The 21,747-nt window shown below is 37.4% G+C and carries 13 protein-coding genes; 3 read left to right on the top strand and 10 right to left on the bottom strand.

Annotated features, from left to right (window positions below; translation table 11 throughout):
• Window positions 1–261: 261 nt before the first annotated feature.
• Complete coding sequence (locus ACJVDK_RS13195; protein WP_443937133.1) at window positions 262–630, top strand: hypothetical protein; 369 nt, start codon at window positions 262–264, stop codon at window positions 628–630.
• Between the two features lie 54 nt (window positions 631–684).
• Here the strand turns inward: ACJVDK_RS13195 and metG are convergent, their stop codons facing one another.
• The gene (gene metG, locus ACJVDK_RS13200) at window positions 685–2,793 is read right to left on the bottom strand and encodes a methionine--tRNA ligase (protein WP_443937134.1); all 2,109 of its coding nucleotides are present in this window, start codon (window positions 2,791–2,793) and stop codon (window positions 685–687) included.
• A gap of 40 nt (window positions 2,794–2,833) precedes the next feature.
• Here metG and ACJVDK_RS13205 point away from each other — a divergent pair, with 40 nt between their 5' ends.
• Both ACJVDK_RS13205 and ACJVDK_RS13210 read left to right on the top strand, forming a co-directional pair.
• Window positions 2,834–3,733, top strand: coding sequence for a S66 peptidase family protein (locus ACJVDK_RS13205; protein ID WP_443937135.1), 900 nt, complete (start codon window positions 2,834–2,836; stop codon window positions 3,731–3,733).
• Window positions 3,733–4,140 (top strand): DoxX family protein, encoded by a 408-nt coding sequence (locus ACJVDK_RS13210; RefSeq protein ID WP_443937136.1) that lies wholly within the window; start codon window positions 3,733–3,735, stop codon window positions 4,138–4,140. Before ACJVDK_RS13205 ends, ACJVDK_RS13210 begins: the two co-directional genes overlap by 1 nt.
• Window positions 4,141–4,339: 199 nt before the next feature.
• Here ACJVDK_RS13210 and ACJVDK_RS13215 read toward each other — a convergent pair whose 3' ends face one another.
• From ACJVDK_RS13215 to ACJVDK_RS13255, 9 genes are all read right to left on the bottom strand, one after another.
• Window positions 4,340–5,845: a RagB/SusD family nutrient uptake outer membrane protein gene (locus ACJVDK_RS13215; RefSeq protein ID WP_443937137.1), complete on the bottom strand. Its 1,506-nt coding sequence runs from the start codon at window positions 5,843–5,845 to the stop codon at window positions 4,340–4,342.
• 11 nt (window positions 5,846–5,856) lie between these two features.
• Entirely contained in the window at window positions 5,857–9,015 is a 3,159-nt protein-coding gene (locus ACJVDK_RS13220; RefSeq protein ID WP_443937138.1) for a SusC/RagA family TonB-linked outer membrane protein, read from the bottom strand.
• 250 nt (window positions 9,016–9,265) lie between these two features.
• A complete protein-coding gene (locus tag ACJVDK_RS13225) occupies window positions 9,266–9,925 on the bottom strand; it encodes a hypothetical protein (protein WP_443937139.1) in 660 nt (219 codons plus the stop codon).
• Between the two features lie 88 nt (window positions 9,926–10,013).
• Window positions 10,014–10,964 (bottom strand): DUF1735 domain-containing protein, encoded by a 951-nt coding sequence (locus tag ACJVDK_RS13230; protein WP_443937140.1) that lies wholly within the window; start codon window positions 10,962–10,964, stop codon window positions 10,014–10,016.
• A gap of 22 nt (window positions 10,965–10,986) precedes the next feature.
• Window positions 10,987–12,423 carry a SusD/RagB family nutrient-binding outer membrane lipoprotein gene (locus tag ACJVDK_RS13235; RefSeq protein ID WP_443937141.1) on the bottom strand — a complete coding sequence of 479 codons (1,437 nt, stop codon included), beginning with the start codon at window positions 12,421–12,423 and terminating at the stop codon, window positions 10,987–10,989.
• Window positions 12,424–12,451: 28 nt separating this feature from the next.
• The gene (locus ACJVDK_RS13240) at window positions 12,452–15,718 is read right to left on the bottom strand and encodes a SusC/RagA family TonB-linked outer membrane protein (RefSeq protein WP_443937142.1); all 3,267 of its coding nucleotides are present in this window, start codon (window positions 15,716–15,718) and stop codon (window positions 12,452–12,454) included.
• Between the two features lie 371 nt (window positions 15,719–16,089).
• Window positions 16,090–16,950: a BT_3044 domain-containing protein gene (locus ACJVDK_RS13245; RefSeq protein WP_443937143.1), complete on the bottom strand. Its 861-nt coding sequence runs from the start codon at window positions 16,948–16,950 to the stop codon at window positions 16,090–16,092.
• 10 nt (window positions 16,951–16,960) lie between these two features.
• Window positions 16,961–18,505, bottom strand: coding sequence for a SusD/RagB family nutrient-binding outer membrane lipoprotein (locus ACJVDK_RS13250; RefSeq protein WP_443937144.1), 1,545 nt, complete (start codon window positions 18,503–18,505; stop codon window positions 16,961–16,963).
• 76 nt (window positions 18,506–18,581) lie between these two features.
• Window positions 18,582–21,728 (bottom strand): SusC/RagA family TonB-linked outer membrane protein, encoded by a 3,147-nt coding sequence (locus ACJVDK_RS13255; RefSeq protein WP_443937145.1) that lies wholly within the window; start codon window positions 21,726–21,728, stop codon window positions 18,582–18,584.
• Window positions 21,729–21,747: the final 19 nt, after the last annotated feature.

Here is a 21,747-nt window from a genome sequence, read left to right on the forward strand (position 1 = left end):
CACAAAACACTCAAAAATGAGTATAAATTATTTCGTTTTGTTGCAGATTTACAAATACAATGTTTCATTTTTATTTGCAACAAAATTTACAAAACCCTTTAGAAAACTAAAATTCAGGGCAAAAACTAGTCTCTCGTATCCAAAAAGCAACAAAACACACTAAAACACTGCAAATCAACCAATACTGATATTTAAGTATTTTTAACAAAAGCACTAAATTCGTAGTAATTAACCTACAATGTTTGGTAATTTTGATTCACCATGAAAATATTATGCCTCACATTCTTATATGTTTTTTGCTCGGCCTATGCCTTTGCACAAAAACAAAAAATAGTTGCGCTCCAACTTATGCCGCCTAACTACAACAAAAAATCTGTAAAAGGAACCATAACTGACGTCTATTCTACGCAGCGCTATGGAAAAACCTTCTGGTGGGTCAAGTTAGGAGCAGATACGGTTGTTCATGTATGGCCTATTCAACTGGATACCGCTAACAGTTTAAAAAAAGGAAAAGTAATTGTATTTGATTCGGTAAAATCATTGGCAGGCGATTTATGGAAAAGAAAAGAATCGGATGTATCGTTAGAGGGTCAAAACACAAAAGAACTAGCCTCAAAGGAGCAAGAATAAGGTAAAAATAAAAAGAGGAAGGGCTAATAAAACCTTCCTCTTAAACTAAGGCCTTTAACGAATAGTACTTCCTTCTTGGAATTTTTCGCTTGGCGCAACAAAGGTTAATTGTCCCTCCGCATTCTCCGCCATCAAAATCATCCCTTGTGATACGATGCCCTTAATTTCGCGAGGCGCGAGATTTACAATCATACTCACCTGCTTACCCAAAATCTCTTCTGGTTTATAGTATTCCGCAATACCCGATACAACGGTACGCTCATCAATACCCGTATTTACGGTTAACTTTAATAACTTCTTCGTTTTTTCAACTTTTTCCGCTGCAATAATGGTCGCTACGCGAATATCCATCGCCGAAAAATCTTCAAACTGAACATTTTCTTTTACAGGAGCTACGGATGCTACATCTGCTGCTTTAACCGTTTTGCTGTTGTTTAATTTTTCCATTTGAAAATCGATTTCAGCATCTTCAATTTTCTCAAAAAGAAGCATTGCCTCACCAATTTGATGACCACGTTTTAGAAGTGTATCTTGTCCGGCATCTTCCCACTCTAAACCACCACTTTTTAAGATCTGCTGTAAACGATGTGCTGTAAAAGGCAAAAACGGTTCAATCAATATTTGGATATTGGCCGTAATTTGTAAAGCTATATTTAAAATGGTACGAACACGATCTTCATCCGTCTTAATTAACTTCCAAGGTTCTGTTTCTGCCAAATATTTATTTCCAAGGCGTGCTACGTTCATCACTTCGGCTAAAGCCTCTCTAAAGCGATAATTTTCGATAGATGCCGAGATTTTTGCAGGATAGGTTTTTAACTCATCAATAACCGCTTGATCTTGCTCTGTAACGGCCATACGAGTTGGCACATCACCAGCATAATACTTATGCGTTAAAACAACCACACGATTAACAAAATTACCTAAAATAGCCACCAATTCGTTGTTATTTCTTGCTTGAAAATCCTTCCAGGTAAAATCGTTATCTTTTGTTTCGGGTGCAGTAGCAGTTAATGCGTAACGTAACACATCTTGCTTTCCTTTAAACTCTTCTAGATATTCGTTTAGCCATACCGCCCAGTTTTTTGAGGTTGATATTTTTTGGCCTTCTAAATTCAAGAATTCATTTGCTGGTACATTTTCAGCCAAGGTATAACCTCCGTGCGCCATTAACATGGCTGGAAAAATAATACAGTGGAACACAATATTGTCTTTACCAATAAAATGTACCAATTTGGTTTCATCGCTTTTCCAATAATCCTCCCAATTACCACTACGTACATTGGCATTACTGATGTAATATTCCTCTGCTTTCGGACTCCACACCCCCATATTAAGATATTCCATCAACTCCTTTGTTGCAGAAATATATCCTATGGGTGCATCAAACCAAACGTACAAAACCTTTCCCTCTGCATCTTTCAAAGGAACATGAACACCCCAATCTAAATCGCGCGTCATGGCTCTTGGCTGCAAACCTGCGTTTAACCAACTTTGGCATTGTCCGTACACATTCGGGCGCCATTCTTTATGGCTTTCAATATACTCACGTAAACGTCCTTCGTACTTATCTAATGGTAAAAACCAATTCTTTGTTTCTTTTAAAATAGGTTTATCACCCGAAAGAGTCGATTTTGGATTGATTAAATCAGTTGCATTCAACGTCGACCCACAGCTTTCACATTGATCGCCGTAAGCATTTTCATTGCCACACTTAGGACATGTTCCAGTTATATATCGATCGGCAAGAAATTGTTTTGCTGTAGGATCATAATATTGTTCCGTTACTTCTTCAGTAAAGACACCCTTATCATAAAGCGTTTGAAAAAATTCAGATGCTGTTTGGTGATGGGTTTGAGACGATGTACGGTGATACACATCGAATGAAATACCAAAATCTCTGAAAGAATCACCTATAATTTTATGATATTTATCCACCACTTCTTGTGGTGTAATTCCTTCTCTTTTTGCTTTCAACGTAATTGGAACGCCGTTTTCATCAGAGCCGCAAATAAACCTTACGTCCTTTTTGGTCGATCTTAAATATCTAACATAAATATCGGCCGGAATATAAACTCCTGCTAAGTGCCCGATATGCACCGGTCCATTGGTGTATGGAAGTGCTGCCGTTACGGTATATCTTTTTATTTTACTGTTATCCAAAACATTTTTTATTAATTTGGCAAAGATAAGTGTTTTGATGATGATTAAGCAGCCCCCATATTTAAAAAAAGGAGATAAAATTGCCCTGGTTTGTCCGGCAAAGAAATTACCCAAGTCAATTGACTATGCAATTAGTGTATTGAAAAGCTGGGGTTTAGAAGTTATAATTGGCGAAAGTGTCTATGCGGAATACCATCAATTTGCTGGAAACGATGCTTTACGTACAAAAGATATACAGCGATTTTTAGACGATCCTGCAATTAGAGCCATTATTTCTGGAAGGGGAGGTTACGGCTCTATTCGATTAATTGACGACTTAGATTTCACTAAATTTAAGCAAAATCCAAAATGGTTTGTGGGTTTTAGCGATATCACGGTTATTCTATCGCATCTTATTGCACAAACAAACACGAAATGTTTTCATGCGCAAATGCCTTACACATTTGAAGAAGCTACAAAAGAGTCCATTGAATCGCTAAAGCAATTGCTTTTTGGCGAAAAACCTAGCTACCGCTATGCTAGTGATTTTGAAAACCAGACAGGTGCATGCACCGGAACATTAATAGGAGGGAACTTAACGCTATTGTGCTCCGTACAAGGCTCAGCCTCTGAAATGGATTTTGATAATAAAATCTTATTTTTAGAAGACGTAGGCGAGCAAGAATACAGCATTGATAGGATGTTGCGCATGCTGAAGCGCGCCGGAAAGCTTAAAAATTTAAACGGCTTGATTATTGGTGCTTTTAACGAAATTAGTGAAGAAAAAATTCCTTTCGGGCAAACCGCTGATGAGGTTATTTGGGAGATTATAAAAGAATATAAATACCCTGTATGTTTTAATTTCCCATCAGGACACATAGAAAACAACTTAGCCATGATGCTAGGTGCTGAAATTGAATTAAATGTAGAATCAAATAACGTAACTTTTAATTATCTATAATGGCAATATTAGACACTTTAGGCAAATACCGTAACACCGGTTTATTATTGTTACGCATCGGAATAGGCGTAATGTTCATTATTCATGGATTTCCAAAATTAGCAGGCGGCCCTACTGGCTGGGAAGGATTAGGTGGAAGTATGAAAGTAATTGGCATTAATTTTTTACCTATTCTTTGGGGCTTTATGGCAGCCGTAACGGAAACTTTTGGAGGCTTCCTTTTAGTTTTAGGTTTATTTTTCAGGCCTGCACTCATTTTATTGGTATTTACCATGATTATTGCATCATTAGTTCATTTTGCCAAAGGCGATGGTTTAGCCGGAGCAAGTCATGCTATTGAAATGGGTATCGTATTTTTTAGCTTGATTTTTATTGGGCCTGGAAAATATAGTGTTGATAAAAAGTAGCACATCATTTTTAAAATCTATACTAAAAAAAGGAATTGGGGATTAAGGCTTCTTACCAATTCTTTTTTTTTGCCCCATAATGGTGTATTTCTTGAATGATTACGGAATTCATAGACCATTTAAGACAACAACAATTGCTAAAAAGAAAGGCCTAAGATGTGTTCACCTTAGGCCTTTCTGTATTCATTTAATCTATTAACTACGGATTTTGAGGTCCAATGTTTGGATTAGAGTTCATTTCCTCAAGAGGGATTAAGAATAAAAATCTTGGGTCTCCTGCAGGAATGGTCATTACGTTAGCAACAGAAGTGGCTACATAATTTGGCACTGCTGTTCTATCTAAACCTAAATTTAAACGTTTTAAATCTAAATACCTGAAGCCTTCACCCCAAAGCTCAACCCTTCTGTTCACCATAATCTCGTTGATTAAAGCAGTACCTGCATTGGTAGATTTAACAGCGCTTAAATCTCTCTTCGATACTAAGGTAAATAAAGCAGTTTGCGCTAATGCATCTTGGCCACTACGAGCATATGCTTCAGCCAAAATTAAATGCATTTCAGCACTTCTCATCCAAGGCACATCGCCTAACGAAGGACCTGCTGGATCTTTTAAGAAGAATTTTCTGCTCATATACGCTCTTCTAACAAATGCTGTAGTCGGAAGTGGGAAATTTGCCGCAGTTGGAGCAGGTTCCCACATGGTCTTTCTCACATCCGTTGCTGAAATCAAATTATATAACGCTTGATTAATCATCTTTGGGGTTCCTCTTTGATAGCTGGTATTTGCATTGTAGGCAATTTGAGCGAAAAAAGAACCAAAAGTATCACCTTGCTCTGTTGTAGGGTTAGAACACCACATGAATTCAGATAACGAAATGCTATTAAAACCCGTTTGATAATCTGCCTGACTCATTAAAGGATAACGATTACCGTCTATAACTTCTTTGGCGTACTTTATTGCATTTGGATAATCTTGCATTGTTAAAGCCACTCTTGCTCTTAATCCTCTAGAAACCCAAACACCCGCATGTGTTTTGTTTGGCACAGTTGCCGCATTTAATGCGATTGCTGCGTCTAAATCCTTTACAATTTGCGTATAAATTGTTTCAACACTTACTCTCGGCATTCTTGAATCAGCAGAGGTTAATGGCATTGGAACTGCAAGTTGATTATTAGGTTTTGCGGCTGCATTGTAACGCGTACCATAAAACTGAACTAAATAAGAATACGCATATGCTCTAAGTGTTAGTGCTTCCGCCTTAATTCTTGCTTTCTCTGCATCAGTACCTTCTGCTGCATCAATATTCTCGATAATGTAGTTCGCATTACCAATCATTCTAAAAAACGTACGGTAATAATACTGATTACTACCTGCATTATCTGTTCTTGGAGAAAGATAATTCCCTTCACCTGTTGAGGTAAACCATGTAGCATTTGCTTGGTGAAGATCTTCACCCATGAAGTCTATTCCTAATAAAATACCTGCTACACCTGGCTTTCCCTGTACATTACTAGTGGTGGCAGTTGTTCTTTCGAACATGTATCGGTAAATACCATTAAGCGCAGTACTTGCATTAGCTGTGCTAGTAAATATTTCTTTAATATCAACTTTATCCGTAGGAGCAGTCTCTAAATAATCTTTTTTACAACCCGTTCCTGCAAGAACCATGGTGCCAAAAATTACTGAATATATTATTTTTTTCATGTCTGTTTTATTTAAAATGTTGCGCTTAAACCAATACTGAACATTCTTGCTTGTGGGTAAAGATTCGAGTTCGTCCCATCAAATGATTCAGATGGGTTTAAACCTTTTCTTTCCGAGAATAAGTGTAAATTTTCACCAGTTGCAAATACGCGTGCATTGCTAACATCAATTTTCTTCAACCAATCTTGTGGTAAACTATATGATAAGTTAATGTTTCTAATTGCCAAATAAGAAGCGTCTACCAACCAACGTGTAGATGCAGCATTGATATTTGTATAATTACCATAATCTACTCTTGGAATACTGCTTGTCGTGTTTGATGGTGTCCAAGCATTTAACAAGTCTTTATGTAATGAAGAACCGTATGATGACGGAGTCATTAAACCTGCATATACTGAATCGTAAAATTTACCACCAATTTGATAATTAACCAACACACTTAATGATAGGTTCTTGTAAGAGAACGTATTTGTAAATGACCCGTACACGTCAGGAATAGCAGTTCCAGAGCGGTCAAACAATGCATTAGATTGATTCGTTACATATTCCACGCCGTTAACTGTTCTTTTACTAGACGCAGCAATGGTAGTATTATAATTAGGAATATAGAGTGAAGCACCATCGGTAGGATCAACACCTGCGTATTGTCTTAACCAAAACTGATAGTAGTCATATCCAACTTCGCGTCTTTTCGTTCCACTTGTAATTGTTGGCGTTTCGGCAGGTAACTTCGTTACTTCATTCTTAAGAAATGTAAAGTTGGTTAATAAACCCCATGAAAAATCTGTGGTTCTGATGATATCAGCACCCAATTGAATCTCCACACCTTGATTATACATCGAACCAACATTTTGGTTGATTGAGGTAATAGGGTTTGATAATGGTTGCGGTACATTAAATAATAAATCGTTCACATTCTTTCTAAAGAACTCAACTTCACCATATAATCTTCTTTTAAAGAAAGAGAAACTAACACCAGTGTTTAACGTATTTTGAGACTCCCAAGTGATATCAGGTGTTGCTGTTGAAGACAGTATCGTACCCGGCTCGCTTCCGCTATTCATTCCTAAATCATAAAATGCTCTGTCTAAATAATAACCGTCCAATGCGTTGTTTCCAACTTCACCGTATGAAACTTTCAATCTTAAATCGTCAATCCAATTTGACTCTGTAAAGAAATCTTTATTTACTGCCCATGAACCGCCTATAGAGAAAAATGTTCCCCATCTTACGTCTTTTGCAAATCGAGATGATCCATCTCTTCTTAAAGAAGCATCGAAGAAATATTTTTGTTTGTAGTTGTAAGAAAATCTAGATAAATACGATTCAATTCTATCAGCATCTTTTTGACCATCAATAGCACTTGTAGTAACAAAATTAGGGAATTCAGTTATCCCTTCAATAGTTAAGCCAGTTCTACTCGCATCAAAAAAGCGGTAGCTGTAATCGTAATTCTCATGTCCTACCAAAGCAGAAATTACATGATCACCGATCGTTTTATCGTATTTTAAGATTTGATTAAAAGTATAAGAACGAATGGTATTATTACTTTGATATTTGTATCCTTTTTGGGTTTGACCATCACCTACTGTAGGATTCCAATATGTGTAGCCATTATTATTTCTTAAATCAACGCTAATCGTTGGTGTAAACGTGAAATCTTTTAAGAACTTAACCTCAACAAATGTTCTTGCACTTATCTGATTTCTTCTTGTTATGTTTTCATTTAACAATGTTTCATAGTAGACGTGTCTACCCGGAGAAGCACCTTGTGGACGTGCTACAGCACCCGGATGAACGCCATAATCATACCATTGCTCACCTGTAAGATTATTTACAATTGGTTGCCCAGTTGCATCAAAAGCATGAATTGGGTAGATTGGCCCCATACCTCTTGCAAATGAAAACGCATTTACAAAGCTTGACCCGTTACCGGTAAATGAATCGCTTGCGTTATTAGATACGGTACTTGAGGCAGATAGATTCATACCTGTTCTTAACCACGATTTTAATTGTGTATTCACATTTACACGTGCATTGAAACGCTGGAAATCTGATTTCTGAATAAAACCTTTATCATTCAAATAACCTAATGAAACATAAAAATCACTTTTTTCTGTTTTTTGAGCATAATTAATGTTGGCATCTGTTCTGTTTCCGCCTCTAGACATGATATCGTACCAATCGAAATCATTGTACATCAACATCGCATTTGGATTTAATTTACCATCAGTACCAACCACTTGATTACCTGCAACATTAAATGGATTGTATACTAAATTTGTGTATACATCATTCGATGCTCTAGCTGAAGCAGCAGCATCTGATAAGGCAGGGCTTGCAGTAAACATCAAATTGTTTTTTATACCTTGCCAAACCAATGGATAGTACTCAAATGCGTTTACTGTTTCGTACTCAGGAATACCACGCTCAGAGAAACCTTGCACGATGCTTGCTGTAAATGTCGGTTTACCAGCTTTACCTTTTTTTGTGGTAATAATTACTACTCCGTTAGCAGCTCTAGAACCATATAAGGCTGAAGATGATGCATCTTTTAAAACAGAAATGCTCTCTACATCATTCTGGTTGATATCACCTATACTACCATCGTAAACAGCGCCATCCACTACATAAAGTGGAGCACTTGATGCAGAAAATGAACCAAAACCACGAATACGAATGGTAGGAGTAGCGCCCGGTTGCCCGTTTGAAGCGCCAACGATTACACCTGGAGCAGCACCTTGTAAAGATGCAGCAACGTTCGTTACCGTTCTGTTTTCAATGTCTTTTGAGGCTAAGGTAGCTACAGAACCAGTGATAGCTTCTTTCTTCTGCGTACCATAGGCTACTACTACTACATCATTTAAACTCTGTGCATCATCAGCTAAAGCAACATTCATTATGTTGGATGAACCAATGTTTAAGATTTTCGTTGTAAAACCGATGTAAGAGAATTGAATTTGTTTAACGGAAGCACTCACTTTGATGCTGAACTTTCCGTCTGCTCCGGTAACAACGCCAGCTGGCGCTCCGACAGCTTTTACACTTACGCCTGGAAGAGGATTGTTGTCTTCAACTGACGTAACTGTTCCATTAATCGTTCTATCCTGTGCCATTGCTGTTACCGCAATAAACATAAGGATGAACAAACTTTGTAGAAGTTTTTTCATGAATATTTAGTTTAGGGTGAATATTTAATGGTGCTAATATAATCGTCAATTCTTGTATTTCAAATTTTTACGCAAAAAATGACACTATTCATGACTGTTTTTTTTAAAACCAGCAGCATAAATCATACACACCCAAACTAAAAAACTACATTTCAATCCAAAAAAAGGACATTTAGACCTATTTCACATCAAAATATTTTTAATTACGGCTTTGTCTCATAAAATTAAAAAATTAGCTATCATATTTCATTTACAACGTATCGTAGTAAGTAAAAAGCTTAATTAAATCGTCCGTGGACTTAACATTTAGTTTATTTGCTTCAATAAACTTCGTTAGTTGATCTTCTTTTCCTAATACAGCCAATAAGGCTTTTTCTGTATTTTTTACTTTTTTGGGTTTGTTATCTTCCGTTACTAAGTAATAATTGGTGTCTTCAGCTACCTTTTTAGTTACAGATGCCGAATTATACCCTTTACTCTCTATAAGTTGTTTTGATGTCTTTTTTAAATATTTAACTTTTCCATCGTATATAACTTTATAGAAAGTCTTTTCAGTGAATTTATCTATAGGGGCAAATCCATTCTTAAACAGTTCTTTTGTAGAAGTGATTAAAAACTGCGTAGGAGGGGTTGAAAATTGATACTCTTCCTCGTCTTTCCCTTTTAAAACCAATACATCCTCTAATAAATCGTATTTAATGTCCGCAGCAGCTGGTTCTGTTCCTGCTCCGAATTGAACTATTGCTTTTCTCCAATCGTCAAATAAATAAGCAGAGCCTTCAAAGCTATCATCTGTTTTCTTTGCGCGAATACTTAAGTGGTCACCACCCATATCCACATTGCGGTAAATTTGCGCATCCGCACTAAAAAAACCTACTAAACACACAAACAAAACTAGTATTCTTCTCATTATAATGTAATTTATATGAATGTATAAACTATCTGAACCCAATAAAAAGGCTCTCAAGTAAAACTTGAGGCCTTTTTAAAATTATAAACTATCTTGGTCCTTTATATTTAAGAACTAGACCAGTAACTGTCCTAGCATTTGCTGTAGGATTCCACTCAAAATTTAACGTAAAAGTTTTGGTAGCTGGGTCATACTTATTTTCTGCACCTGCAATATTCCTTAGTGTTGCATTTCCGAGAGCTTTCATTGTTACTAAATTTGTCACAGGATCCACTGTAGCCTGAAGATTGTCAATACCTGCAATACCAGAAGTACCTCCTGCCCACTTTAAGTTGGTAATAAGCACAGTGTTGGGCCCAACGGTACTTAGGGTTACGTCTGGATTTCCTGCCATCGAGCCATTAAGTGCGTCACCCGTTGTTGGAACGCCCGGAGAAGAGTAGCGTTGAACTGCGCCTGCATCACAAGTATAAATACCGTCATAGACATTTTTAATACTTAGGAAAACAATTATAGAGTCACTTGTTGCAGCCGTTTTGGCGATCCCTCCCCAATCGGTAACGCGGAAAGCAATTGCATATTTTTTTGTCAAATCAATCCACTTACTTCCGTCCACATTCAGTCCAAAATTTTGCGAAAAAATGCCTGGCCCGAATGCAACATTATATCCAGTAGCAGTCTTAGTATATCCGGCATCAGCAGCTAATGTATAAAAGGAACTTGGAAGCTCTTCATACGTTTCTGCGTGGGCTGCATTATACTTGGTGATGATTCCGGCATTTTGCTCCAACTTAATTGTATTTGTTTGTTCAAGGTCATTATTGTTTGCCACATCTCTTCGAATGCTAAACAGTTGAGTTTTTCTCACATCAGTAAAAACCGAAAAGAATAACTTTTTTTCAGATCCATCCAAAAACTTAAAATGAGTTGTACCAGATTCTCCGGTTTCAGTTCCTTCGAATGCATCCTTTCTACAAGATATTGCTGTTATTGCAAACAATAAAGCAATTCCAGCGTATTTTAATAAATGATTTTTCATTTTTATCAGTTTTATAGTTCAATTATTGATCCCACCAGATTCTTGCATCTTGTGTATTTCCACCTGTTAATCGTGCAATTGCCGCATCATTATTAACTTTATTGGTTGTTTGTTCTGTTGGCGAATACGCAACTCTTCTAGGGATTTGCTTAGATGAGTTTGTGGCAGCAGATGCTGGTGTTAACGTAGGGAAACCTGTTTTTCTCCAAATATTCCATCCTTGTTGTCCATCTGGATAAGCCGCCAAATAACGTTGAACCGAAATATTACGCACATTGCTACTGGTACCTACTGCACCTAAGGCAACTGAGCTACTGGCTAAATAACTGGCACTTGGTGCGCCAACACCCCATTGTTCGTAAGAAAGGGAAATTCCTTGGCTATAAATGGTTGCTAAATTTTCAGTTGTCCAGCCTAAATTCGCAGCTTCTGCTCTTGCTAGGGTAACTTGCGCAGCCGTTAATATATACATTGGACTTCCTTCTAAACGCTTATCGCCACGTAAAATACGGGCCCATGTTGGGTTGTTATTGGTAAAACCCTCCGTTGTTGATTTGTCTTTACCGTACGGAATTCCCAAGCTTGATGTTGCTACGTTGCCTGCTTGTTCACTCGCTCCACCAAAAACTGCTTGACGACCATCACCTAAACTTGCGGTTAAGTCGGTCATTGTTTGGCTCTCTCCATAATCTTTACGGCCATTGTATCCGTTAAAAATGGTATTCTTAAAGTTTGGCGCTGCCGGATTTACTTGAAGATTTTGAGCATTCGTGGTAATAATCCCTCCTGCGTCAGCCAATGCTGCTTTAAACTGTGTAGCCGCATAATCAGTTGCTCCAGGATATTTTTTAGATAACTGAATACTCATCATTAACCGCAATGAGTTAGCCACTCTTTTCCATGAAGCAACATCCCCATTAAAAATTACATCACCAGTGATGGCAGAACCATCGAAAGAAGCTACTGCAGAGGCTAGCGTGCTTATCATACCTTTATAAATAGCCTCCTGCGTATCATATGCTGGTGCATTCACTTCGATTCCTTTTAAGGCTTGACTGTAAGGAACATCGCCCCATTGATCGGTAACTTGCCAAAAAACATATTGTTGCAAAATTTTTGCTACCTGATTTTGGTTATTACTCTTATTTTCAATTTGAATATTTTGCAAATCGTATAAAACTCCACTGTAGTTTCCAGTGAACGCCGCTTGGTTTAATGAATACAACATTACATCAGGATACTGACTTTGCGAGAAAAATTGACAGTAATATCCCGATGTGACATTAAATGCATAGCCACTCAAACTTGCTTCGGCATTGGTTAATAAAGCATCCACGCGCGCTTCGGTGGTTGCTGCAGGATTAACGTTCGTATTGCCAAAGTCTTCTAATTTCTTACACCCTAGCGTACTGGCAAATAACAAGCCGACTAAAGATGTATATATAATTTTATTTTTCATTTTAAATTCTTTATCTGTTTTAACTAAACTAGAATACTACTTTCAAGTTAAATCCAATCCCTCTTGTACCCGGAAGCTGAGCAGTTTCACCACTTGTTGCAGAAACTTCAGATGGATCAAAATCCTTGGTTTTAGCGTACATCAACCAAAGATTACGACCAATAACCGAGAAATTTGCGCTCTTAATTGCGTTGCCTAATCCTAATTTTTTTACAGGGATGCGATAACCAATTGAAACCTCACGTAATTTAACAAAGGTCAAATCGTAAATATAATCGTCAAATGCTCTTGAGTTGTATATTCCTTGATAGTAGTCAATGGCACTTAAATAATATGTTTTTGGTTGACCAGTGGTAGCATCAACTCCATCAACACGAACCCCACCGCCATCTGCAGGATTATCACGAACAGGATTTCCTTTGTCGTTCAATGCTGCTGTACGCGCTGTTAAACCGCTATATGAACCCCACATATTTGATAAAGAAACGAATTTACCTCCGAATTGATAATCGATGTTCGCACTGATATCAAAGTCTTTAAATACATTGAAGTAATTTTGAATACCCCCTGTATGTTTTGGAAGCACACTTCCAAAGAAAACATTTGGATCGTTTACATAATGACCACTCGCGTCTAACAACGGAACTCCGTCTGCATTTCGTTTCATACCATTTCCATATATCTGACCCCACTCCTTACCTTCCTCATGAATCATATACGGCATGGTAGTGCCCCAAACACCTTCAACACTAATTCGTGTGATGCCATATTTTTTACTAATCTCAACTACTTTGTTTTCAATTAAGTACGCATAAGTAGCAGAAATATTCCATGAAAAATTAGGCGAAACAATCGGTCTTGCGTCTAATTGAAACTCTAAACCTCTTCTTTTAATTTCCCCTACGTTTGTATAAATTGACGAGAAACCAGATGCCGGATTGATACTAACAGCTCTTGGATAATCTCTTTGTGTTCCATCCCAATAGGTTGCGTGAACACCTAATCTCTTCCTAAAGAACTCTAAATCAATACCTAACTCGTAGTTTGAAGAAGTTGCCCCTTCAAGATTAGGATCTACCAATTGATCTGGTGTTGACATTAACAAATTACCATTCCATTTCACTGGGTTCACACCGTAAGCAAAACCTGGGTAAACATAGGCACCAAATCTTCCTGGTGTGGTAGATAATGCTTGTGGAATCTCTCCGTACGACGCTCTAATTTTACCGGTAGAGAACCAAGAAAGTCCATCTTTTGGCAATAAATCTCTAAACACGAATGAAGCACCAACTGATTTTGATAAAACGGCGTTGTTATCTGCTGGCAATGTAGAGAACCAATCATTACGAATTGATCCTTCTAAGAACAACATATCTTTGTAGCCAACGCTTGCTTTAGCAAAAATTGCATTGTATTTCTCGATATAACGGTCATTAGAAACCACTGTTTGGTTTACTGAGTTTCCTACTGTAAACAAATCAGGAATTACCAAGCCATTATCCGTATTGGCACCATTCTGCTTGTAGTCAGCTCTAAAGAAATCCGAACCAACTAAAGCGTCCACGCTAAAATCTTTAATTTTTTTAGTGTATGTTCCTAATAATTCAAAGTTCTCACGGTTCGAGTAGGTTGTTGAAGTACCGTAATACCCGCGTGCTTGTGGGTCATTACCTGTAGTTTGTGTACCACTATCGTTCAATCTTGAACTATATTTATCTTCTGTAAAAGTTGTGTTTTGTTGTTTACGATACGTACCTGTAAATTTTAGATCGTTATTTACTTTATACGTTAAATGTAAATCTCCATATAACCTGTCGCGTTGATTTATTTTATCTAATAAATCGTAATACGTATAGAAGTTGTACCAGTAGTTACCTGCATAAAAGTTCTTTGGATTGGCTGCATCGTAAGCTGTTGGATCGTTGTGATTCCAGCTAGCATAAATATCGGTTCCATTTAAACCTGGTACAGTTAATCCTCTTAATTCCTTCATAATGCCCATGTCCAAATCTCTGTGGAACCATTGGTTGAAAGAACCGCTACTTTGACTTGAATAAGCGTCGTCAATATCTCCTTTTAATTGTGTTTTAACGTAGTTGATATTTGCACCAAAGGTTAAGTGCTTGCTTAAATCGTAGTTGAATACAAAATTAAGCAGATTCTTTTTTAAACTCGTATTAGCAACTAAACCATTGGTGTACTGATTACCATAGGTTACTCTGAAATTATATTTGTCTGTTGCATTGCTAAGCGTAATCGAATTGTTTAAAGTAACACCCGTTTCGTAATAATCTTTAGCATTATTTGGCTGAGGAGTTAAAGACGCCGTTTTATACGAATACTCTGTTCCTGGATACCAGGCATACCAAGGAATATATTCTTGACCTACCATTTTAGGACCCCAACTCGAGTCATCACTATAATTGTGATAATATTTACCATCTAATGCTTTCCATTCTTCAGGATCGCCCAATTTCCAATTGTACTGAATTAAATCAGCAGAGTTACCTCCTGCGTAAGTGTTTTGATAATTTGGTAGTACGTAAGCATTTTCGAACGTAGCACCTAAATTAAGGGTAACACCAACTCCAGAAGCTTTTGTTCCTTTTTTGGTGGTAATTAAAATCGCTCCGTCAGCGGCTTGTGCACCCAAAATAGCCGCAGCTGCTGGACCTTGCAATACAGAAACACTTTCGATATCATCAAGGTTTAAATCATCCGCATTCGGCAAAATAGTTCCGTCTACCACATAAAGCGCACCTTCACCTGTTCCAAATCCACCTGCGCCGCGCAGCCTTACTTGTGTATTTCGACCAAGTGCTGCCGCCGATTGACTTCTTACCTGAATACCTGCAACCTTACCTGCTAAGGCGTTATTCACATTTGTTCCACGAACCGTATTTAAATTCTCTCCTGTTACACTCTGCGCATTGGTTGTGGATGAACGAGCAGTTGTTTTTGTTCCGTAAGCACCAGCAACAACAACCTCTGTTAATTGATTGGCATCGCTCTCAAGTGTTGCGTTTACGACATCTGAACTACCGACACTTTGTTCAATTGCTTTGTAGCCTACCGAGCTAAAAACCAGTACAGCGCCACTTGCAGCCTTAATGGAATATTTTCCATTTGCTCCTGTTACTGTACCCAATTTTGTTCCTTTGATTTTGACACTGGTCCCCGGAAGAGGTAAATTGTCCTCTTTAGCCACGACTGTACCAGTAATTGTTCGGTCTTGCGCGTATGAAGCCGTAGCTATACACAAGATCACGAACAAACTTTGTAGAAGTTTTTTCATGAAAAATTTAGTTTAGGGTTGATTAATTAATGCTAATATATGTTTATGAAACATAATTCTCAAATTTTATCACAAAAAAAATATTCAAACCTATAAAAAATCAATAAAAATCACACAAAATACGCTTTAACCTACTTAAAAAACAACCAAACAAGCAGAAAAAACCTAATTCAACCAAAAACAACACAAAACCACAAACAAAAAAACACTAAAAAACATAATTAATCATACTAAGCACTCGAAAAACAGCTCACTTTTCGCTATTTAATTGTCAAAATGACAATTTTAGCAAAAACCCGCTCCTAACAATATACTCACAAAAAAGGTCTCCAAATTGGAGACCTTACAAGCTCAAGAAAATCTTAATAGTATTAATTCATTTTTAAAACTTCTTCCACTCTACGAGGAGCGGCTGAATTATAGGCATAATTAAGGTTAAATGTTTTAGTAGCGGGATCATATGTATTTGCACCAGTTGCAAAAACATCTTGCGTTGCAGCAGTTGGATCAGGTAAAATCGTTACCGTATTATCGGCATTTACTTGAACATACATATAGTAGTTACTTCCCCCCAAATCGCCAATTTCTACTCGACTCGTACTAACGCTTACTGTTGTTACAGCCTTATCTCTATTGATGGCGCGAGCCCCAGCTGTTGGGTGAAAAAACGTACCAGTTGCCTTATACATTCCTTCATAATTATTTTTAGCATTTATTTTAGTAAAGGCATTGTTGTAATTTCCGCTGATTTGATAGCCAGCCTTATTTACGCCAACAATTTTAAATGCTAAGCCATAAGGTGCGCTTGGATCCAAATCTTGCTGATTTAACGTTAACTTTAAAAAACCACTCCGTGATCCTTTCGGAATAAAAACATTTAAACCATTTGGCAACTGAAATTTACTAGATGGAAAAACAACAACATGCGCATTATTTGCTGCATTGTAATCAGCAATTGCATCAGCTGATCCATCCGTACTCAAAGACACCACCAAATCTTCTTCTGCCGGATCTTTCGCGCTTAACATAACCTCAACAAAATCAACCGTAGTTGTTTTATTTTCAATTAACAACGATAATGAATTTGATGGGTCCCGCAATTCAACAATCTTAAAGGCATCAACTCCTTCCATTCCATATACTTGATCGGTTACCATATCATCCTTTAAGCAAGATGTCAGACATGTACTTCCAATAAGAAGTAAACATCCAATTTTTATATATTTTTTCATTCTATTTAGCTTAATTAATATCCCAAAAAACCTTTGATGTTTGTGCATTTATTGCCCCTTGAGCTGCTACATTTGCTGCATTTGTATTATACTCTGATTGTGGATACAATAATCTAACAGGCACTTTATTGCTCCCACGACTCGGATTTAAAGAAAGTGGTAAATCTTCGGGAACACCTAAACGTCGATAATCCACATACGCTTCAAAATTATTTATACCAATTAAGGCTAAATACTTTTGCATATCTATCAATTTCAATTTATCCTCATCAGAAGCTGCTAATGACCAGGTTACAATTGGATTGGGGTTTTGATCCAAATAAGTGTTAGCTGTTGTAACCGCATCGCTTACTTTTAACCAAACGAACGATTCTTGCACCGCTGTACGGTAAGCCGATTCAGCACTACCAGGCAACCATCCTCTTTGAATGGCTTCTGCTTGAAGAAACAAACTTTCAACAGAAGAAAATACCCACTGGTCTTGTGTAGCACTTATTGCCAAACCAGGTCCAGCAACATCAGAAGAATTTATGGCTTTTGGTGCACTATTGGGTATTACTTCACCATAATTATATCCATAGTACTCATTTCCACCAAGTGGCGTAATGGCTTTACTAAAAACATACTGATAACGCACATCGTCGTTGTTTCTAAATTTATCTAAAATATAATTATTTGCACGGTTATAATCATCGGCAATTTCTCCTATCTCATTTAACTTATAGTTACTCCAAAATGGGTTTTGCTGATTTTTTGCCACTACATAGCCTGGGTTCAGTGCTGCTGTTTCTCCAGCACCTAAAAACCCTGTTCCGTTTGCGGTAATTTTTGCTATTTCGGACATAACTGCTGTTTGGCTTAAAAACTGAGATTGATGAATGAGTAACCTTAGGCGTTGAGTATTAACAAGCTTTTTCCACATTGTTACATCGCCATGAAATAGCACATCGGCACTAGTCATTTCTGAAGTAACCTGTGCTTGATCAAATAATTGAATTGCCTTCTCTAATTGAACTAATAAATCTGCGTACACATCTTCCCCTTTATCATAGCTAGGCTGAATAGTATTTTCAAAATCAAATGCTTTAGAATATGGAACATTATTGTACTGGTCAACCAAATACATAAAACCTATTGATTTAATTACTTTTGCTATTCCTTCATAAAATCCTTGACCAGCAAGCGCGGCCTTTTTTTCCATAATGTCTGTATCCGTTAAGATATTGTACCAGCCCATTTTATACGAAGAGGCTGTTAAATTTGTAGATCCTGTCCATTGACTTGATTCAAAACCATTGGTTATGTTATACGATTCTTGCTCTACAGACTGACCATAAGTACCCGACCTTGCCCAGTAACCCATCCACAACGCACAGTAATTATACGATGTAGATGTTTTTTCGGCAGAACGGGTTAATATTGCCGGCAACAACAACTGAGGAGTTATTTGCTCTGTTGTAGGACTATTTGGATTTTGATTAATATCAAAATAACTTTTTTTACAGCCAATTATAAATACTAATATTAGACTGGCTAAGCATGTAATCTTTTTCATTTTTTACTATTTTTTACTTCACGGAAACTCCAGTAATTTTTTAAAGAACTTTCCTATGTAGTTTAATTCCTGTTACTTAAAATGTAATGGTTATATTTCCTCCAAATGTGCGCGTTGGTGGATTTATGGTAGAATCGCCAATACCATTTCTGTTACTACTTGCCGCACTCGAGTTCCCTAAACCAAATGAAGTGTTAGTGTCGGCATAGGTAAAATCAGGATCGGAATAGATATTGCTTTTTGGCAACCACAAGGCTAAGTTTCTTCCCGTAAGCGCTACAGACATTCCCTTTATCACATTTTGATTTCCAAAAATCTTTAAAGGTAAATCGTATGAAATAGATAACTCTCTAAACCTCCATGAAGCTGCGCTAGTTAAAAAGTTTGTACCCACACTCCTATATACACCTGTATAAAAAGCATTTACATCGTTCAAAGTAACATTGGTATTTGGTGAGAATGTTCCATCTGGATTTTCTATTGAAGAATTCGGAAAAACAAATGGTTGACGGTTATTTGCTGCCGTTGCCAAACCAACGCCTGTCCAAGCCATGTCTGACCCGATGTTGTGATAAGCATAATGCCCTGTTTTATATTCAAACAATGCCGATATATTTAACGATTTCCACGAAATTGATGGCGATAAACCAACAATCCATTTAGGCATTGTTTGACCGAAAATTTTTGTATTTGGATTTGCTTTTGGCACTCCGGTTGTCCCATCCACAATAACGCGGCCTTCAGGATCACGAAGGTAATCGGTTGCTTTTATTACAAATGCAGGCTGGCCCTTAACCACATAATTTGATGCATTTGTATTGCCTCCTATTAAAACCTCATTTAAATTTTGATATACATCATTTACTTTATTGGTATTGTAGGTTGCATTAGCTTTCAGATTTACTCTTACTTGACCAATATTCACTAAAGGAGTTAATTTTAAATCCAACTCAACTCCTTTATTTATAAATCCTGCTGCATTTACGTAAGCACTCGAATAACCTGTTGTTTGAGATACCGAAATTGGAATAATCTGGTCGGTATTGTTTTGATGAAAATAGGTAGCTTCGAAATTAATACGCCCTTTTAAAAACCCTGCTTCTAATCCAGCCTCAAAACTTTTGATAAACTCTGGTTTCAAATTTGGATTGTAGGTAATCAAATTAGCCGAATATCCTGGTAGTGAACCATAAGGATATCCTCCATATTGGGTAAAAGTTGCTGCTAACGAATATGGATCAATATCGGCATTTGCAGAAATATTCCATGCCCCTCTTACCTTCAAATAAGAAAGTACGTTGTTGTTTTTTAAAGCCTCAATGGCATCTGTCAAAACAACGGAACCGTTAACTCCCGGATAGAAATACGAGTTATTTGCTAAGGATAAAACCGAAGTTTCATCGTTTCTACCCGTTACTTCTAAATTTGCCCAGCCTTTGTAGTTCAATCCAACGCTTCCATAAAAGCCTAATAAACGAGATTTCCTATATGGAGATGAACCTGTCAAATTTCCAACACGCTGATTAATATTAAACAAACCCGGCACAACTAAACTTGATGCACCAACACGTGTATCGCGTGCTTCATCTTGTCTTAAGTAAGTACCTAAGACCCCTGTTAATTTTAAATCATCGTTTAATTTTTTATTAACTCTAGCAAAAAACTCTGATGAAAGGCGGCTGTTTCTGAAACTCCTTTCTTGTACTGAAGCTGGAATCTGTTTAAATGAACGATTACGACCATAGTCATTTGGTATTTCTCCTTTAGACTTTCTACTTTCGTTCACAAACTGAGCTGTTAAAGCAGCGCGATAAGTAAAGTCTAACCAATCCGTTGCTTTAAAACTCAATTCCAAACTAGTCATCAAATCTTCGCGTCTACCTTCTTTTCGCCAATTATCAATTGCAAAATATGGGTTTAATCCATAATCATTAAAGTAGTTATTGTATTGCGCGAATTTATCTCCTTCAAAATCTTTATAAGAGGTTAATGGAACTTGTGCGGGTGTATTAAAAATTAGGTTCATTAACCCCCCGTTCAAGCCTACATTATTATCACTATTGTACTGTCCCATTGCAGCATCATCAAAAACGCTATAGTTTTGTTGTGCATAATAACTATTTAACGATGCCCTGAATTTTCCATACTCTTTAGAGAAATTCCCCCTAATTCCGGTTCTTCGATTTTTATCATCCGGAACAATTCCCTTAATATTGGCATCCTGAAAGCTTAAATAAAAGTCTTTTGCGGCGAATGTTACATCATTTTGAACGGTTACACCGGTATTAAAAAATTCTTTACGGTCATTGCGCGGACTATACTCCGTTGTTTGGGTTGTCCCGTCAGGAAGTTCATAACCTAAAGGCACTGTTGAGCCATCAAAAGCTGGTCCCCATGACCAATTTTCGTACGGAGTATATACGCCACTACCACCAGAGCCAAATTGCGTTTGAAATTCTGGGAAAAAAGATACATTGGTAAATTGAGTAGAGTTGCTTAAAGTAATAACGGGTTTATCACCTTTTGACCCTTTTTTAGTAGTTACTACGATTACACCGTTTCTAGCGTCTGGCCCGTAAATGGCCGCACTTGAGCTTCCCTTTAACACACTTACCGATTCAATGTCGTTTGGATTAATGGATGACAAATAGTTAATATCTGCCTGAACGCCATCCAACAATAACAAAGGATTGTTGTTTCCAGTTAAAGAGCGAATTCCACGAAGATTAATCTTGACGTTTTCAAAAACACCGCTATTTGTAGTGGTTACGTTTAAACCCGACACCTTACCTTGTAAACCGTTAACGGCATTTACAGATTTAGCTTGGGTTAATTCTTTTGAGCTTACAGTAGTTGCGGCATAACCCAAATCTTTCTTTTGGCGCTCAATCCCCAATGCTGTTACAACAACATCCTGAAGCGTTTTAGAATCTGGCGCCAAAACAACATTAATAGTTTCGGAAGCCCCAATACTCTTGCTTTGCATCACAAAACCGATGCAGCTAAATTCGAGCGTGGTTGCTCCGGATGGCACCTTTACCGAATATTGTCCATCCGCATTCGTAACTGTGACCGCTTGGGTTCCCTTTACGCGTACACTTACCCCCGGAATAGGCATTTTGTCATCCGAGGAGGTAACTGTCCCCTTAATTGTCCTTACTTGGGCCGCTGCAGAAAAAGCAATGAATACCAGTACGAACAAACTTTGTAGAAGTTTTTTCATAATTGTAATAAATAGTTAA

This window comes from Pedobacter paludisoli (assembly GCF_052344095.1).
GTDB lineage: Bacteria > Bacteroidota > Bacteroidia > Sphingobacteriales > Sphingobacteriaceae > Pedobacter.

Bases quoted from the DNA above. Each gene is read 5' to 3' on its own strand.
- ACJVDK_RS13195 (WP_443937133.1), top strand. From the start codon at position 262: ATGAAAATATTATGCCTCACATTCTTATATGTTTTTTGCTCGGCCTAT.
- ACJVDK_RS13205 (WP_443937135.1), top strand. From the start codon at position 2,834: ATGATTAAGCAGCCCCCATATTTAAAAAAAGGAGATAAAATTGCCCTG.
- ACJVDK_RS13210 (WP_443937136.1), top strand. From the start codon at position 3,733: ATGGCAATATTAGACACTTTAGGCAAATACCGTAACACCGGTTTATTA.
- ACJVDK_RS13215 (WP_443937137.1), bottom strand. From the start codon at position 5,845: ATGAAAAAAATAATATATTCAGTAATTTTTGGCACCATGGTTCTTGCA.
- ACJVDK_RS13220 (WP_443937138.1), bottom strand. From the start codon at position 9,015: ATGAAAAAACTTCTACAAAGTTTGTTCATCCTTATGTTTATTGCGGTA.
- ACJVDK_RS13225 (WP_443937139.1), bottom strand. From the start codon at position 9,925: ATGAGAAGAATACTAGTTTTGTTTGTGTGTTTAGTAGGTTTTTTTAGT.
- ACJVDK_RS13230 (WP_443937140.1), bottom strand. From the start codon at position 10,964: ATGAAAAATCATTTATTAAAATACGCTGGAATTGCTTTATTGTTTGCA.
- ACJVDK_RS13235 (WP_443937141.1), bottom strand. From the start codon at position 12,423: ATGAAAAATAAAATTATATATACATCTTTAGTCGGCTTGTTATTTGCC.
- ACJVDK_RS13240 (WP_443937142.1), bottom strand. From the start codon at position 15,718: ATGAAAAAACTTCTACAAAGTTTGTTCGTGATCTTGTGTATAGCTACG.
- ACJVDK_RS13245 (WP_443937143.1), bottom strand. From the start codon at position 16,950: ATGAAAAAATATATAAAAATTGGATGTTTACTTCTTATTGGAAGTACA.
- ACJVDK_RS13250 (WP_443937144.1), bottom strand. From the start codon at position 18,505: ATGAAAAAGATTACATGCTTAGCCAGTCTAATATTAGTATTTATAATT.
- ACJVDK_RS13255 (WP_443937145.1), bottom strand. From the start codon at position 21,728: ATGAAAAAACTTCTACAAAGTTTGTTCGTACTGGTATTCATTGCTTTT.